At 47.5% G+C, this 15,251-nt stretch carries 14 protein-coding genes; 10 read left to right on the forward strand and 4 right to left on the reverse strand.

Annotated features, from left to right (window positions below; translation table 11 throughout):
- Positions 1-33: 33 nt before the first annotated feature.
- Entirely contained in the window at positions 34-930 is an 897-nt protein-coding gene (locus EQP46_RS05050; RefSeq protein WP_129492611.1) for a DMT family transporter, read from the forward strand.
- Between the two features lie 65 nt (positions 931-995).
- Here EQP46_RS05050 and EQP46_RS05055 read toward each other — a convergent pair whose 3' ends face one another.
- Positions 996-1,481, reverse strand: coding sequence for a MarR family winged helix-turn-helix transcriptional regulator (locus EQP46_RS05055; protein ID WP_129492612.1), 486 nt, complete (start codon positions 1,479-1,481; stop codon positions 996-998).
- A 344-nt stretch (positions 1,482-1,825) separates the two neighbouring features.
- Between EQP46_RS05055 and EQP46_RS05060 the strand changes: the two genes are divergently transcribed.
- The 6 genes from EQP46_RS05060 (at position 1,826) to mepK (ending at position 9,453) form a co-directional block, all read left to right on the forward strand.
- Positions 1,826-3,082 (forward strand): imelysin family protein, encoded by a 1,257-nt coding sequence (locus tag EQP46_RS05060; protein WP_129492613.1) that lies wholly within the window; start codon positions 1,826-1,828, stop codon positions 3,080-3,082.
- Between the two features lie 151 nt (positions 3,083-3,233).
- Positions 3,234-4,613 (forward strand): di-heme oxidoreductase family protein, encoded by a 1,380-nt coding sequence (locus EQP46_RS05065; RefSeq protein WP_129492614.1) that lies wholly within the window; start codon positions 3,234-3,236, stop codon positions 4,611-4,613.
- Positions 4,614-4,622: 9 nt separating this feature from the next.
- Positions 4,623-5,651 carry an imelysin family protein gene (locus EQP46_RS05070; RefSeq protein ID WP_129492615.1) on the forward strand — a complete coding sequence of 343 codons (1,029 nt, stop codon included), beginning with the start codon at positions 4,623-4,625 and terminating at the stop codon, positions 5,649-5,651.
- Positions 5,652-5,654: 3 nt separating this feature from the next.
- A complete protein-coding gene (locus EQP46_RS05075; RefSeq protein WP_240671657.1) occupies positions 5,655-6,758 on the forward strand; it encodes a DUF1513 domain-containing protein in 1,104 nt (367 codons plus the stop codon).
- Between the two features lie 101 nt (positions 6,759-6,859).
- Positions 6,860-8,506: a L,D-transpeptidase family protein gene (locus tag EQP46_RS05080; RefSeq protein WP_129492616.1), complete on the forward strand. Its 1,647-nt coding sequence runs from the start codon at positions 6,860-6,862 to the stop codon at positions 8,504-8,506.
- A 386-nt stretch (positions 8,507-8,892) separates the two neighbouring features.
- Positions 8,893-9,453: a peptidoglycan L,D-endopeptidase MepK gene (gene mepK / locus EQP46_RS05085; RefSeq protein WP_129492617.1), complete on the forward strand. Its 561-nt coding sequence runs from the start codon at positions 8,893-8,895 to the stop codon at positions 9,451-9,453.
- A 163-nt stretch (positions 9,454-9,616) separates the two neighbouring features.
- Here the strand turns inward: mepK and olsF are convergent, their stop codons facing one another.
- Both olsF and EQP46_RS05095 read right to left on the reverse strand, forming a co-directional pair.
- On the reverse strand, positions 9,617-11,359 hold the full coding sequence (olsF, locus tag EQP46_RS05090; RefSeq protein WP_129492618.1) for a bifunctional ornithine lipid synthase OlsF: 1,743 nt from the start codon (positions 11,357-11,359) through the stop codon (positions 9,617-9,619).
- A gap of 26 nt (positions 11,360-11,385) precedes the next feature.
- Positions 11,386-12,204 carry a UDP-2,3-diacylglucosamine diphosphatase gene (locus EQP46_RS05095; RefSeq protein ID WP_129492619.1) on the reverse strand — a complete coding sequence of 273 codons (819 nt, stop codon included), beginning with the start codon at positions 12,202-12,204 and terminating at the stop codon, positions 11,386-11,388.
- A 269-nt stretch (positions 12,205-12,473) separates the two neighbouring features.
- Here EQP46_RS05095 and EQP46_RS05100 point away from each other — a divergent pair, with 269 nt between their 5' ends.
- Positions 12,474-13,127, forward strand: a complete 654-nt coding sequence (locus tag EQP46_RS05100; RefSeq protein ID WP_102392112.1) for an MBL fold metallo-hydrolase — start codon at positions 12,474-12,476, stop codon at positions 13,125-13,127.
- A gap of 42 nt (positions 13,128-13,169) precedes the next feature.
- Here the strand turns inward: EQP46_RS05100 and EQP46_RS05105 are convergent, their stop codons facing one another.
- Positions 13,170-13,862: a DUF2982 domain-containing protein gene (locus EQP46_RS05105; RefSeq protein ID WP_129492620.1), complete on the reverse strand. Its 693-nt coding sequence runs from the start codon at positions 13,860-13,862 to the stop codon at positions 13,170-13,172.
- A gap of 243 nt (positions 13,863-14,105) precedes the next feature.
- Between EQP46_RS05105 and EQP46_RS05110 the strand changes: the two genes are divergently transcribed.
- Complete coding sequence (locus EQP46_RS05110; protein ID WP_129492621.1) at positions 14,106-14,483, forward strand: MarR family transcriptional regulator; 378 nt, start codon at positions 14,106-14,108, stop codon at positions 14,481-14,483.
- A gap of 316 nt (positions 14,484-14,799) precedes the next feature.
- The gene (locus tag EQP46_RS05115; protein ID WP_129492622.1) at positions 14,800-15,216 is read left to right on the forward strand and encodes a hypothetical protein; all 417 of its coding nucleotides are present in this window, start codon (positions 14,800-14,802) and stop codon (positions 15,214-15,216) included.
- Positions 15,217-15,251 lie beyond the last annotated feature (35 nt).

Raw genomic sequence — 15,251 nt, forward strand, 5'->3', positions numbered from 1 at the left:
CTGGAGTGCGAAATAAGGGACCAAGGAAAGAAGATGGAAATGAAGCAAAAAGACGTTGCTGAACTGCTTTTACTTGCAGCGTTATGGGGAGCCTCATTCCTGTTTATTCGCTATGCCGTGCCAGATTTTGGGCCGTTTGCACTGATCACCGTTCGCGTCGTGTTGGCATCTGTCTTGTTGTTGCCCATTTTGATGGTGAGGAAACAGCTACACGAATTTCGAGCAAACTGGTTTCATTCCTGCTGTGTTGGTTTATTCAGTTCCGCCATTCCGTTTGTACTGTTTGCATTCGCGATGATGAATGTTTCGAGTGGATTTGCTGCCATCCTCAATGCAAGCACACCCATTTGGGGCGCGATAATTGCCTACTTCTGGTTGGGAGATAAACTGACATACACGCGCATGACTGGGCTATTGATTGGTGTGGTTGGTGTGATGGTCTTGGTGTGGGGAAAGCTGGATTTTGGTTCGAGTGGGCTAGGGTGGTCTGTGCTTGCTGTCATAGGTGCTACTGTGTTTTATGGCATATCAGCGAGCTATGCAAAACGCTTCCTCAACGGTGTTCCGCCTCTTGTCACTGCTGCAGGCAGTCAGATAGGATCTTCCGTCGCGTTATTGCCATTGGGCCTTATTTTCTGGCCAGAGGTTAATCCAAGCCAAGCAAGTTGGATTGCAGCTATCATTCTGGGTTTTGTGTCGACGGGCTTTGCATACATCTTGTATTTTCGATTGATCGAGCGTGTTGGTCCAACCAATGCCATTACCGTGACGTACTTAATTCCATTGTTCGCGGCGGTGTGGGGTTATTTCTTATTGGATGAGAGCGTCACGCTGAGAATGATCTTAGGTGCTTGCACGATTTTCCTCGGCACAGCGCTCGCAACGGGGTTAGTTAAATTCGGCAAGCGCACACCTGCCAAGGAGGGGTGAGTGCAGTTTATGAAATACTATGAATGAAGAAGAGTGATGATAAAAAAAGGCCCGAGGGCCTTTTTTTAGTGTGTTTCATCGAGCGTAGTAAGAGGGGTAACTTCAAGAAGTGGTGCAGCGTCGATGTTTTCCGCGTTCATCATTGATGAAATACGCTGTACAGAAGAAATGAGCAACGATTGCTCCCACTCTTCAAGGGATTGAAAGCGTGAAATAAAACTTTCTTGCAAAGGTTTCGGCGCTTGTTGCAGGGCCTGTTGACCTTCTGGCGTCAGGTGCGCATGGACTTTACGTTTGTCCAAGTTGCTTCTAACACGCACAATAAGGTTGCGGCTGGCAAGGCGATCCAAGATTGTCGTCGCGGTTGCCTGACTCATGTTGGTGTGGTTTGAAAGCTGGCGAATGGTAACTTCGTCTAATTCATCAATGGCTCTCATTAGAACGAGCTGAGGACCCGTTAGACCAGCCTCTTTATTTAGCTTTCTTGAGTGCAGATCAATGGCGCGAATGATTTGCCTAAGCGCTACCAACACCTCTTCGTGCTTCTCCATCGAAGCGTCTCCTTTAAACAGCGGCAGGATGTTAAAAATTCGCCGAATTATCTGTTCTATACGTGAATATTTAAAGGTTTTTTCCTCGTTTCTTACCAAACCTTACACATGAGTTGCTGATTATGCGAACTCATTTGGTTTCAATCTAACCTGTGTCCTAATTTGGGTACGTGATAATTGCTGAAAGTATGCAAACTAAGGCGTAATAAAGAGAGGAAAAAGATAATAAATTTAAAACTAAATGATATTATTTATCATTAGCATTTGAAATGTATTGAGTATGAATGTAATAATCGTTATCAATTGCAACAACTGGTAACAATTCACATACTCAAGGAAAGATTATGATGCGCTCCCCCTTGGCTTCGGCCTGTTCAGTTTTGGCATTATCAGCCGTTTCTTTCACTACCTTTGCAGCCACACCAAAAGCCGTTGTTGAAAACTATGCAGACATCGCTCACGCAACGTTCAGCGATGCACTGACAACGTCTAAGCAACTTGATAGCGCAATTGATGCGTTGATCGCCAAACCCTCTGAAAAAACGCTTAACGAAGCACGCCAAGCGTGGTTGGTTTCTCGCGTGCCTTACCAACAATCGGAAGTCTTTCGTTTTGGTAATGCTGTCGTTGACGATTGGGAAGGGCAGTTGAATGCTTGGCCGTTGGACGAAGGCTTGATCGACTATGTTGCGCAAGATTACCAATATGAACTGGGCAACGCGGGTGCAGTCGCCAATATCGTTTCAAATACATCATTGAAAATCGGTAGCGAAACGTTAGACGTAAGCACCATTACGCCTGAGCTGCTTGCATCACTGAACGAACTGGGTGGTTCTGAAGCCAACGTTGCAACCGGTTATCACGCCATTGAGTTTTTGCTTTGGGGTCAGGATTTAAACGGTACGAACCCTGGTGCGGGTGAGCGTCCTTACACTGATTTTGCGTCGGGTGATGCGTGTACCAATGGAAACTGCGACCGTCGTGCTGATTACCTAAAAGCAGCGTCAGAGCTTCTTATTACCGATCTTGCTTGGATGGAAGGCCAGTGGTCAGCGACACAAGCAGACAACTACCGTGCTGCGCTATTGAATGATTCTGCTGAAAACGGCTTGCGTAAAATGCTGTTCGGCATGGGTTCATTGTCTCTTGGTGAACTTGCTGGTGAGCGCATGAAGGTCGCACTCGAAGCAAACTCGACTGAAGATGAGCACGATTGTTTCTCAGACAACACGCACAACTCACACTTCTACAATGAGCAAGGTATTTACAACGTCATGACGGGGTCTTACCAGCGTTTGGATGGTGAAAAGCTGTCTGGACCATCAGTGCTTGAATTGGTGAAAACCTCCGATCCAAAAGCGGCAGCGAAGATCAAAACTGATTTTGATAACGCGCGCAGCGAAGTGTTTAAGCTGGTGGAATCGGCAGAGAAGAACAATGTTCACTTTGACCAGTTGATCGCTGCAGACAACGCAGAAGGCAACGCACTTGTAAATGGCGCGATTGCGGCATTGGTTCAGCAAACTCGTAGCATTGAACAAGCTGCGGGCGCGATTGGAATTACCAATCTGAACCCAGACACGGCTGATCACCAGTTCTAAGTTAGCCGTGTTAACCCTAAGCCCCCAACTGGGGGCTTTTGGCGTTTTACCGAGGCAGTAAATATCCTCGCATTGATAGAACAATGTATGCCGTTCAGCGGCGGCAAATACACACCAAGAACACATGTAGACATTTCAGTTGGACGAAATAATGAAGTATCCGGTACTTAGCCTCTTAGTGGCGTTTGCCATGCCTTCCTTTGCCGATGATGTTCGTTCTGGCGGCGCAACCACCACATTGAAGCAAGGCGCAAATGCCTTTTCACAGCCTGCATCGAACCTCCCTCTCTCAGAACGCATCGATTTCAGCGTCGGGAACAGCTTTTTTAGAAACCCTTGGGTGAGTGCACCAGCATCAACCGATGCGCGTGATGGCCTTGGCCCGCTTTTCAATACCAATGGTTGTCAAAACTGTCACATCAAAGATGGGCGTGGTCACTTGCCTGAAGAAGGGGATAACAATGCCGTCTCTATGCTCATCCGGTTAAGCATCCCTGCCATGACAGCGGAACAGAAAAAACGATTGATCATGGATGGGAACATCCCTGAGCCGAACTATGGTGGCCAACTTCAAGATTTTGCATTGCCGGGCGTAGAGCCAGAAGCAAAGGTCAACATTCGTTTTGAAATGCATGTCGAAACCTTTGCCGATGGCACGAAAGTGAGCTTAAGAAAGCCGATCGTTGAACTTTCAGATTTGAGTTATGGTGAGATGCACCCTGACACAGAAGTGTCTGTGAGGATTGCACCACCCATGATTGGGCTTGGATTGCTGGAGTCTGTGCCAGAAGGTGACCTTCTCGCCATTGCTGAAAAACAGGCGGCAGAAAACAAAGGCATTTCTGGGCGGGCAAACCTGGTTTGGGACATTGAGAAAAACGCGTCCGTGATGGGACGATTTGGCTGGAAAGCCGGCCAACCTAACTTGATGCAGCAAAACGCAGCGGCATTTAATGGCGACTTAGGCTTAACAAGCCACCTTTTTTCAGTCGAAAACTGCACTTCTTCTCAAACTTCCTGCGATACCTTACCCAACGGCGGGCTGCCTGAGGTCTCTGAAAAGATTCTGAATTTTGTTGAGTTCTATAGTCAACATCTTGCCGTACCAGCACGTCGTAACACTGACGATCCACAGGTGAAGGCTGGTGAAAAGCTGTTCGCCGACGCGAATTGTGGAAGCTGTCATCAGACTAGCCTCAAAACAGCGTCTATTGAAGGTAGACCTGCGTTAAGCAACCAAACCATTCATCCTTATACGGATCTTCTTCTTCATGATATGGGGGAAGGATTGGCAGATAACCGCAGTGAATTTATCGCGAATGGGCAAGAGTGGCGCACCGCACCGCTATGGGGCTTAGGCTATACGCAAGAAGTGAATGGACACACAAATTATTTGCACGATGGTCGCGCGCGAAATGCGCTTGAAGCTGTGTTGTGGCATGGCGGAGAGGCGGAGGCCAGTAAGCAGCGCGTACTCAACATGAATAAACAAGAACGAGAAGCACTGGTTGCTTTCCTTAACTCTTTGTAGGAGAAGACAATGACATTCACTTCCATCCCTTCTCGTTGTTCGGTTGCGACTCTTCTAGTGACGACGTCACTGTTATCTGGGTGCAACATCGATTTCCCTTCGGCTTTTGCGGGTGAAAAGGAACATCCAATTTGGTCGTTGCAAAAAACACACGCTGGGAACTTTGTTTTACAGACAACGGCATTGGCTTCTGCGGTAGAAAAAGCCTGTGCTGGGGGCGCATTGGACACCCCTGAGGTGAAATCAGCATGGGTTGACACCATGAAAGCGTGGATGCCCCTGCAAGGCATTGAGGCAAGTAACCCTGCGGCGGCATCGTTAAATTGGCAAATCCAATTCTACCCAGACAAGAAAAACACTACGGGCAGAAAAATCGCGGCGTTACTGAAATCAGAAGGCCCTTATTCTGCTGAAGCCTTGGCAAAGCAAAGTGTGTCAGTTCAAGGCTTAGGTGCGCTGGAATGGCTTATCTACGAACCGATAACAGCGAACGACACACCAAACAGGTGCGCGCTTGCGAGCGCTGCCTCTCAGCGTCTGATGCAATCTGCGGAGGGCTTATCCCAAGCTTGGGAAAATGATCCATGGAAAGATCAGTCAGAGAAAGCACTCAATACAGCAAGTGTAAGCATGCTTGCGGGTCAGCTTGATTTCGTGATGAAAAAGCTCTCTCTGCCAATGGGTAAGCCGGGCTACCCTAAGCCTTATCAGGCGGAAGCATGGCGTTCAGAAGCATCTTTGGCGCTTTTAAAAGACAATGTTGCAGCAATGTATGCGTTATATTTGGCAGATCTGGATGTTGTTCTGCGTGCGAAGCAAGAAACGGAACTGGCAGACAGATTGACCAAACATTGGAAAGACACGGTAACGAGTGTGCCTTCGGGCGATGCACTCAAGCCGCTTTTAGATACACCAGAAAACTATCGATCATTGATTGGTCTTTCAAATAACCTTGAATACCTGAAGCTGGCATTATCTGATGAGGTTGGCCCAGCGTTGGGTATGGTGGTTGGGTTTAATTCGACAGACGGAGACTAGATCTTGGCTTCATCCCCCCACGGCGTCAGCATGAAACGACGCCGCTTTCTTTCCCTTTCCATTGCAGGACTTGTTGTAGGAAGTGGTATTGCAGGTTACGCAACGTACAAAAAGCGTCAGGACGATACGCGAGTAGCATTTCTTGGTTGTGCACGAGATGGTAACGATGGCTACGTTTTTACTGGTGCGAATGCGCAGGGAGAACCCTGTTACAAAGTGCCTTTGTCCACCCGAGGTCATGGTGTCGCCATTGATCGCATGCGCAACTTTGCCTTTATATTTTCCAGACGGCCTGGTGAATTTATCACGGCGGTGGATATTCAATCTGGAAAACGGCTTTCAACATACAGCGTGTCAGACCGTTACCATCTCTATGGTCATGGCGTGGTGGTAGGCGATAAGCTCTATACCAGTGAGGGAGAACGTTCGACCAGTAACGGTGTGATTGGCATTTACCAGATTTGGGAAGATGGCACGCTCGAAAGAGTGGGGGAGCACACTGGCTTCGGACTAGGGCCACATGAGATCATGGCGATTGATCATTCAACCTTGGCATTAGCGGTGGGCGGGGTGAAAACGCAAGGCCGTGAGCCATTGAATATCGAGTCAATGTCACCGTCGTTGGTGCTCATGGACATCCATTTTGGAAAAGTGCTCGGTATTCACACCTTGCCTGACCATCAAATGAGTATTCGCCACTTGGCCATGTCGCCAAAAGGGGAGATTGTCACGGCGCAACAATACAGAGGCGACAAAGATGATGTCCAACCGTTGCTTGCGATTCGTCGATTAAGTGGTGAGTATCAACAACTTGTCGCCACTACTGAACAGTGGAGCCGTTTTAATCAATACATCGGCAGTGTGGCGTGTACAGAATCACAGATTGTTGCGACATCGCCGCGGGGAAATTGCTACGGAATTTGGAACATCGAATCCGGTGAACTGGAAGAGCTTGGCCCCTTGCTTGATGCATCCGGTGCAGCCGCAAAGCCAGATAGATTCGCGCTTAGCGCCGGAAGTGGTAGATTAGTAATACAGAATGTACAAAAAAACATTGAATTTCAGACATCTGAGGTTCAATGGGATAATCACTGGGTAATGCTTTAGAATGATGCTTTTCTAACCCTTTGTTTTGAAAGATTCATAAAAAATCCGATAACGAAAATTGTGACGTTTGCCATACTAAGATCTCTAAATGGAGGTGGTGCATGGTTTTCGCTCGCATGCTTTTTAAGACACTACTGGTTTTCGCTTTGTTTCCACTCTCAGTGTGGGCAAATGTAGGCAATGTTGAGCCAAACAAACCGTCTGAAAATGCAATTACATGGATACAACAAGCTGAAGCTGAATCGGGTGTAGTGACCTACACCCAAGATTTGGCTGTGATCTACGAGTACTTTTCTTTCTCCCCAATTTGGCACGATTACCGTGCAAAAGATGAGCTCGAAACGCAGGTCAATATCATTTCGTTAGCTGGGATCAGCCAAGAATTTGAGTGGCGCGCCGTGCTGCTCAGAGAGCTGAGAGTGAGCGGCGATTGGCGTGCCTATGACGTGTTTGCAACAGACAGTTTGCTAGCGCTGATGAGTTACAACGCACAAGTGCCACTGCACGGCAAAAGCTGGTTTTTCGGCACAGACATTAACGAGACGTTTCCTGCACCAACAAAAACACAAACCACAAACCTTTTGATGGCTGCTAGCCGAAATTCACTTTACGACTATGTGTTTTCGTTGCGTCCTGATACCCCACAATACCGCGAAATGGCAAAAGCCATCGTGGCACTGCAAGATGAAAACACCAGCTATTGGCCCAAGTTCACGCAGCGTGGGTTGATCAAACATGGCAACAAGCTGGTGGATTCAGACAGCTTGATCACCAGCCTAGAGCGTCATGGTGTGTTGAGTACTGAAGACGCTCAACGCCTTAAGCTAAAACATGTGGGTTTCTATAACGCGGTAATGGTACAAGCGGTGAAGCGCTTCCAACAAAGCCATGGCCTAAAAACGGATGGCGTGATTGGCAACAAGACCCGCTATTGGTTGAACAAGTCTGTCGATAATCGTATTCAAATCCTCGCGCTAAACATGGAGCGCCTGCGTTTGTGGCCAACCGGGCGCGACCGAATTCTGCTGGTTAACATTCCAAATTACGAAATGGAATTGTGGATGGATAAGCAGCTTATTCTCGACAGCAAGGTTGTTGTGGGAAGACCAAGCCGCCGTACGCCCTTGTTCACATCGCGTTTGGATTCCGTGGTTTTCAATCCACATTGGAATGTGCCTGTTACCATCATGCGCAAAGACATTCTTCCGAAAGTGAGTGTCGACAATGATTACCTCTCGAAGCACAGATATACCGTGTTGAGCAGTTGGTCTAACGGCGAAGTGATCCCGCCTGATTCGATTGATTGGGAGACGGTCACACCGAACAATTTCCCGTACCGATTGCAGCAATCGCCGGGTAACTTTAACGCGCTAGGTCGTTACAAATTCAACACGCCGAATGGCAATGCGATATACCTTCACGATACGCCAGCCAAGGGTTTGTTTAATCGTGCGAGCAGAGCCTTCAGTTCGGGGTGTATTCGTGTCCAAAAAGCCGAAGTGTTGGCAGAGGTCTTGCTCGATAAATCGGGCCTTGAGATGGGTGACTACGATTACTACCGCAAAACCCCTGAGACCAAGTGGGTCACGCTGCGCAAGAAAATCAGTGTGCATACCATTTATCAAACCGCTTGGGTTAACGAGGAAGGGGAAGTGCAATTCCGCGAGGATGTGTATGACTACGATGCGCGTCCAAAACGCAGCAGCGATCCATCAGCATCTTTAACGGCGAGCACCAATCAATCCTAAGGACGAGCTCTGAACTTTAACGCACCAGATTCTTTAAAGGATCGGGTGTAGAAAGAGCAGGTAAGTGAATTAACGCGCAGTGATGACATTTTTCACCACTGCGCTTTTTTGTGGCCGCTAGGTAGGCAATCCTGTGAAAATACGCTCCATGCAACACAATTGCATATTTTTACATTTTACTGACAATGCTAAAAACTGACGAGAAATCATCACGAAACGCTGCTATTTACAGCGATTGACTCACTTAAGACACACTTGTGGGTTTGATTCCTTTCTTCGCTCCCGTTAGATTTCACGGTGTTTCGAGAGTCTTTCTTAAACAAAGGCGTGTTTCGCTAGTCGTTCGGACTCTTTTTATAAGATCTACTTTTGGGAAGTTGTAACTTGTGAAAAATGGTTTGGATACCCAACGTCGTCGTCTGATTCTCGGCGGAGCGGCGTGTGTAGTTGCGGCAGCACTACCGAATGCAGCGTTTGCGCTGCCCCTAACGGCAGGGAAACCGCGTAATTTGGCAATGACAAGCATAAATACAGGTGAGCACCTTGATGTTTGTTATTTCAACGGCCAGCAGTACATTGAGAAAGAACTGCAAGCGCTTAACCACCTGTGTCGCGATCACCGTCGAAACGTTGAAACCGAGATGGACCCACTTCTTTACGATCAACTCGCTGCAATCTGCGGGTTGGTTAACGCTAAATCGCCGATCACCATGGTGTCAGGTTATCGCTCGCCAGCGACGAATGAAATGCTGAGAAAGAGCGGTGGTGGTCAAGCGAAGAAGAGCTATCACATGACAGGGCAAGCCATGGACATCTTCATTGAAGGTGTACCGCTCGCAACGCTAAAAGATGCGGCGCTTTCGCTAAAAGCCGGTGGCGTTGGTTATTACCCTCGAAGCGGATTTATCCACGTTGATACAGGTCCCGTTAGAACATGGAGAGGTTAAACCCTCACGCGCGATAACATTCCCCTGTAGAGAAATGAAAGGCACATTGCGTGCCTTTTTTTGTTTCTCGCTTTTGCTTTTCCGCATTCATCTTTCCGTTTTCACCTTTCCGCTCTCACTTAACCCTATCAGCGCTAAGCCTGTTTCCAAGCGAATAACTGTGTTAAGCGGTTTCTGGTTCGGCCTTTTTCAGGTTCGTTGTGATGTATCGCTGTCGCTTCTTTTCTTTTAGCTTGGTGATGTCCACCATGACTAAACCATCAATACAGTCCGCGAAGTCAGGGTCGATATTGAAATCGATGAATTGGACGCCCCCGGGTTCACACAGCTCGCTGTATTGTTTGTAGAGTGTGGGAATGCCTGTTTCTAAGTTGTCTAACAATGCCTTGAGCGTTTTTAAGTCAGACTGATAGTCATTGCCTCGAAAGTGTTGAACCAGCTCACTTTCTATTTGTGTATCCAGATGGAACGGCCGTTTAGAGTGCGCCACCGAATGATTCGCCCCAAAATAGGTGCGATAGAAAAAGATAAGTAACTCTTTAGCGGCTTGTGGCAAGGCGTTGCTGATGGTGACAGGGCCAAATAAATAACGATAGTGCGGATGTTTGGTTAGGAAAGCACCAATGCCGAGCCAGAGGTATTCCAAACTGCGCTTGCCCCAGTATTTCGGCTGCACAAAGCTGCGCCCTAATTCGAGCCCTGACGCTAATATTGGCGTCATGCCTTTTTCAAAGTTAAACAGGGTGTGGGTATACAAGGCTTCTTTGCCGTGTTGTGCGATCACCGCTTGGGTATCGCAGAAGCGATATGCGCCGACAATATCCAATGCTGTTGGATCCCACAGCACGAGATGGAAATAGTGTTGGTCGTATTTGTCGATGTCTCTGCGCTGTCCCGTTCCTTCCCCAACAGCACGAAAGGCCACTTCCCGCAATCGTCCAATTTCTCGCATGACGTGAGATTCCGCTTGATAACGGTATAAGTAGATTTCTTTTCCATCGGGTGTTTCACCAAGGCGTTCACTTTGCGTGATTTCTTCTTTTAGTGCCAACCTTGGCTCAGGGGCTGCAATGGCTGACTCGGTGGGGAACACACCTTCTTTGCCTTTACCGATGTTGTAGAGGTGTTTTTTGAACAATCTGACGCGGGTTTTACTGGGTAAATTGGCGCTGCTGCTATAGCTCGAATAAGGGATACTTTCTCCTATGGTGAAGGTGATTTTGTTGTCTTCTTGCGCAAACATTTCATTGATGAGAAGTAAGGTTGATAGTGGCTTGTACACCAAGGACGCCCCATAAAACATCGCTGAATTTCGTCCATCGACATGAATCGGTAAAATGGGCGCGCTCGCTTTGCTCGCCATGCGCAGAAAACCGCTGTGCCACACCTTGTCTTTCACGCCTGTCGCGCCCATGCGTGAGACTTCGCCTGCGGGGAAGATGATTATCGCACCCTCATTGCGCAGCCAGGCATCAATGTTTCTGAGGTTTTCTTTTGGTGTCCCTCCTGACATGTTGTTCACGGGGAGCAGGCAACTGTGAAGTGGTTCAATTTGCATGAGCAGGTTATTGGCGACCACTTTAACGTCAGTGCGAATCTCGCGAACCAATTTGAGTAAGGCTAAGCCATCAAGCGAGCCAATGGGGTGATTGGCGATGATAACAACGCGCCCGTTGGAAGGAATACGTTCGCGTTCTCTGTCACTCGTTGCGTAACTGAATGTGAAGTAATCCAGCACTTGTTCTACAAACTCGAACCCCTTGAGGTAGGGGTATCGCTCGGCAAAATCGACAAAGGCTTGTTGATGCAGAAGGCGTTGAAGTGTGGCACTGACAGGGCGTGCTAACCAGGGCTTGTGCGCCAAGGCAGGGTATTTGTTCTCTAAAAGCGCGTCGATATTAAACATAGTGTTCCTTTCACCCATTGTGCGGCTTACGCGGCTTGGTCTTCCTGAGCGGGTTGTTTGTAGGAGGCTTGTGGCAACAAGGTGTTGTATACCGCAATCAGCTCTGGCTTTTCCGTCCACCGAATCAATTCAAGCGCGCCGTCGTCTTGCTCTATTAATGCGGTGCAGTTTTCAATCCAATCACCATCGTTAAGGTACAAGGTGTCACCCATGGTTTTCATGTCTGGGTGATGGATGTGTCCACACACGATGGCGTCAGCTTTTTTTCGCTGGGCATATTGAACTGCGGCGCTTTCGAAACGAGAGATTGCCACGTTGGCAGATTGCACACGTAGCTTGATATAGGACGCCAGTGACCAGTAGGGAAAGCCCAATTTTTGTCTGATACGCGATGTCCAGCGGTTGAGGAAAAGTAGAAAGTCATAACCCACATCGCCCGCGATGGCGGTTAATCGACTGTGGCACACCGCGCTGTCAAACTCATCGCCATGCACGGCCAATATCTTTTTCCCTTGCACTGTTTCGTGCATGTGATGCGCACGCACTTCAACTTTGCCAAAGTCGAACTTCAAGTATTTTCTGACGACATCATCATGGTTGCCCGGAATGTAGATAACGCGTGTGCCTTGGTGGGCGCGGTCAATCAGGAGTGATATCACTTGGGTGTGACTGTCTGGCCAATGGCGCGAGAATTTCATTGAATAAAAATCAACGATATCTCCGACCAAAATGATGGTGTCGGCATGATGTCGTTGAAGGAAGTTAAGCAGGTAATGGGCCTTACAATCTTTGTTGCCTAAATGGAGATCTGATATCCAAATCGTTCGAACGTGTATGGGGTTCATAAGCATCCGTTGATGAGTGATTAACAAGTTGATTCACGGTTTTACGCTACTGATCCTTAATGACGTTGTTGTTTCATTGTGGTGACAAGCTGATGGCAGGGTGCTTTCAGGCGGATGACCAGCGAGGGTATGGCTCATTAACCTTCTGATTATGCGTGTGAAATGCAGGGGATGTAGGCGTAGCACAATGCGTTGGCGTTAAACTCTTGGCGCACCCATGCTATGCTTTGGCCGTTTTCAGTATTTTTCGATAATTCACGGATTCTTTTATGGCATTGAAGTTTGAAATTGTTCCCGTTACTGGCTTTCAACAAAACTGTTCTATCGTTTGGTGCGATAAAACTAACGAAGCAGCGTTGGTTGATCCAGGCGGTGATGTGGCAAAGCTCGTCGCGAAGGTGAACGATCTGGGCGTGAATATCACAAAGGTATTACTGACGCATGGTCACTTAGATCACGTCGGTGGTACCGAAGAAGTGCGAGCGGCCTATTCCGTGCCAGTGATTGGTCCAGAGAAGCAAGATGCATTTTGGCTGCAAGCATTGCCAGCGCAAAGTGACATGTTTGGTTTTGCTCGCACGGAACCGTTTGACCCAGACCAGTGGTTGCAAGACGGTGATGAAATCACCTTGGGTGAGAGCACATTGAAAGTGATTCACACGCCAGGGCATACGCCTGGTCACGTGGTACTTGTGAGCGAAGAAGATCAACTCGCATGGGTGGGTGATGTGCTGTTCAACGGCAGCATTGGCCGTACCGATTTTCCGAAAGGGGACCATGCGACGTTGATTAGCTCGATCAAAAACAAGCTGTTCCCACTGGGTAACGACATCACGTTCATTCCGGGACACGGTCCAACGTCGACGTTTGGTAACGAAAGAAAGAACAATCCGTACGTGGCTGATGAAATGCCAATTTGGTAATTCACTTCGTATGAAAATGACACAGTAGCGCTGACTGCTGTGTCATTGCTCAGACGCTGAAAGCCTGCCAGCCGATGCCAAATATTGGCGTGTTAACCCTACAAAATCTTCCAACGGTCTATCCAACAAATCTTCGCTAACGAAAACATCGTAGCCTAACAGTTCTCGGTTGTAGGCCATGCGATTTGCCAACATTGCAACCAAACCTTTGTAGGTTTTTCCAGTAGAAGAAACGTACGGCTTATCGTCAAACATCATGTCTTCTAGGGACGTGGAATTGGGTTCTTCCGCACGTCGATACGCACTCAGTAACAGTCCTCGTTGCTCCATGATGATATGACTTGCTAGGCGAAAGCTGATGCTGTCCAAGAACGGTTCATAATCTTTCAGACGAATGCCTACCCAAGGTAGAGGGTGGTGCCAACCTTCTTGCGACACACTCGGGATACCGATCTCGCGAATGTCTCGCCATTTAACGCTCCAGCCGCCTTTTGGGGTGTGGTGTTGGATGTGCATGTTTGACAGCGAGAAGGTGAGGCGCTGCTCATCGACGACGCGTGAAATATACAAACCCAAGCCACCCAATAGACATAGTCCTAAAAAGGCAGGCACGGCTTTTATTTGCGGATTTAGCAGAATTAACGACAAGACGATGATGACGAGCGCGATAACTGCGACCGTAAAGTATTTACCGACATGTTGATTTGGGGGATAAATCAGCAAATTCTTTTTCACTTCTGTTTGGGCTTCCTTTTTTATTACCTTTGTTAAGCGTAGTCAGATCACTTGCTCAGAGGAATGTGTCTGCGCGATAAATAAACAAAATCACAAGAGGTTTCCGAGACTTGACTCAAGTTTCGCGTCAGTGCTGCGTTAAAGCTACAAAACGGGTCGGTTTTTTGGTATAAAACGCGCTTTGTTTTTCACCCTGCGGTTTCAGGGGATGCTGAACGTAGTGCATCGGAGTAGGACGATTTAATGAAAATCTCTCATAAACGTAAAGTTCAACTTAAGCTTCAAAAACACATCAAAGCAGCAAAATCATTTGCAGCTAAAACTGTGACGAAAGAAGCACCAGCGAAAGTTGCTGCTGTAGCAAAGCCGGTTGTTGAGCCAAAAGCCGAAACGGCAAAAATTGTTTCAGAAATTTCTCTGACACCTAAACAACAACAAGTGCTAGACATTGTTCGTCAAAATGCAGAAGGCATCAATCCTAAAGGCATTGGTCTTGCTGCAGGTCAAGAAGAAGCAAAAGCCGCTTCTTGGGCGACATCAGCATTGAAAAAATTGGCGGAAGAAGGCGTTGTTGAACGCGTTCAATTGGCAGGCAACAAAGTGATGTACAAAGCACTTTAATCGCATTTGCTAACTCGGCAGAGTTTTTCTGTTTTTAAGCCAGCCTTAGGGCTGGTTTTTTTGTGTCTATTTTGAGGTGTATATTAAGCGTTTGTTAATGGTAAGTAGCTGTGTTTTATGTGTTTATAGTTCGAATGAATTTAAACGATGATCAGTGCCAAAGTTTTTATTTTTTGCCAAGATTTTGTAATTTATAAGCTTATATTGGTCTTAAGATACAACGTTCTAACGACACGGGTGAAAGGAGCAAATTGTCACCTTCTGACGTGTGTTATTTAAAACTAAAACAAGAAACTGATCACTAACGGAGCGCAGGATGACGGGCCGTTTCGAACATACTGAAAGCATTATGTCGCATGCTGTAAATTTTGATTACACCCACTTTTTAAGTGAGTCTAGCCGGGAACATTGGACGTTTACACAGGCTCTACAAGCACAAATCTCGCGATGGCGTCGTAAAACCATTGAAGAGTATGATGACTTCCCAAGTGAAGCTTTCTTACATTCCGTGAGCGGCACGCTATCGGCGCATTACAGCGATGTGTCTAATCTCATTCGCTTGATTGAAGAAGCCAAAAAACAACATATCACCGCACTCAATATCACCTTGCCATATGCGCTGGATGACAGTGAACTGGATAAAATTCGTCGGCGTACACATTGCGACATTGTTCAGCACAAGGGCGAGACTGAATGGCTGTGTGTTGCAATGAAAACGAAAAACGCCACGTGATGTGGCGTTTTCTTTTTAACTGCGCGCCGATGATC

This window comes from Enterovibrio baiacu, from assembly GCF_004120195.1.
In the GTDB taxonomy this organism is placed as follows: domain Bacteria; phylum Pseudomonadota; class Gammaproteobacteria; order Enterobacterales; family Vibrionaceae; genus Enterovibrio; species Enterovibrio baiacui.

What these genes read in the sequence shown, in the direction of transcription:
- EQP46_RS05100 (WP_102392112.1), top strand. Translation starts at nt 12,474, where the DNA reads ATGGCATTGAAGTTTGAAATTGTTCCCGTTACTGGCTTTCAACAAAAC.
- olsF (WP_129492618.1), bottom strand. Translation starts at nt 11,359, where the DNA reads ATGTTTAATATCGACGCGCTTTTAGAGAACAAATACCCTGCCTTGGCG.
- EQP46_RS05115 (WP_129492622.1), top strand. Translation starts at nt 14,800, where the DNA reads ATGACGGGCCGTTTCGAACATACTGAAAGCATTATGTCGCATGCTGTA.
- EQP46_RS05110 (WP_129492621.1), top strand. Translation starts at nt 14,106, where the DNA reads ATGAAAATCTCTCATAAACGTAAAGTTCAACTTAAGCTTCAAAAACAC.
- EQP46_RS05070 (WP_129492615.1), top strand. Translation starts at nt 4,623, where the DNA reads ATGACATTCACTTCCATCCCTTCTCGTTGTTCGGTTGCGACTCTTCTA.
- EQP46_RS05060 (WP_129492613.1), top strand. Translation starts at nt 1,826, where the DNA reads ATGATGCGCTCCCCCTTGGCTTCGGCCTGTTCAGTTTTGGCATTATCA.
- EQP46_RS05055 (WP_129492612.1), bottom strand. Translation starts at nt 1,481, where the DNA reads ATGGAGAAGCACGAAGAGGTGTTGGTAGCGCTTAGGCAAATCATTCGC.
- EQP46_RS05065 (WP_129492614.1), top strand. Translation starts at nt 3,234, where the DNA reads ATGAAGTATCCGGTACTTAGCCTCTTAGTGGCGTTTGCCATGCCTTCC.
- EQP46_RS05095 (WP_129492619.1), bottom strand. Translation starts at nt 12,204, where the DNA reads ATGAACCCCATACACGTTCGAACGATTTGGATATCAGATCTCCATTTA.
- EQP46_RS05080 (WP_129492616.1), top strand. Translation starts at nt 6,860, where the DNA reads ATGGTTTTCGCTCGCATGCTTTTTAAGACACTACTGGTTTTCGCTTTG.
- EQP46_RS05050 (WP_129492611.1), top strand. Translation starts at nt 34, where the DNA reads ATGGAAATGAAGCAAAAAGACGTTGCTGAACTGCTTTTACTTGCAGCG.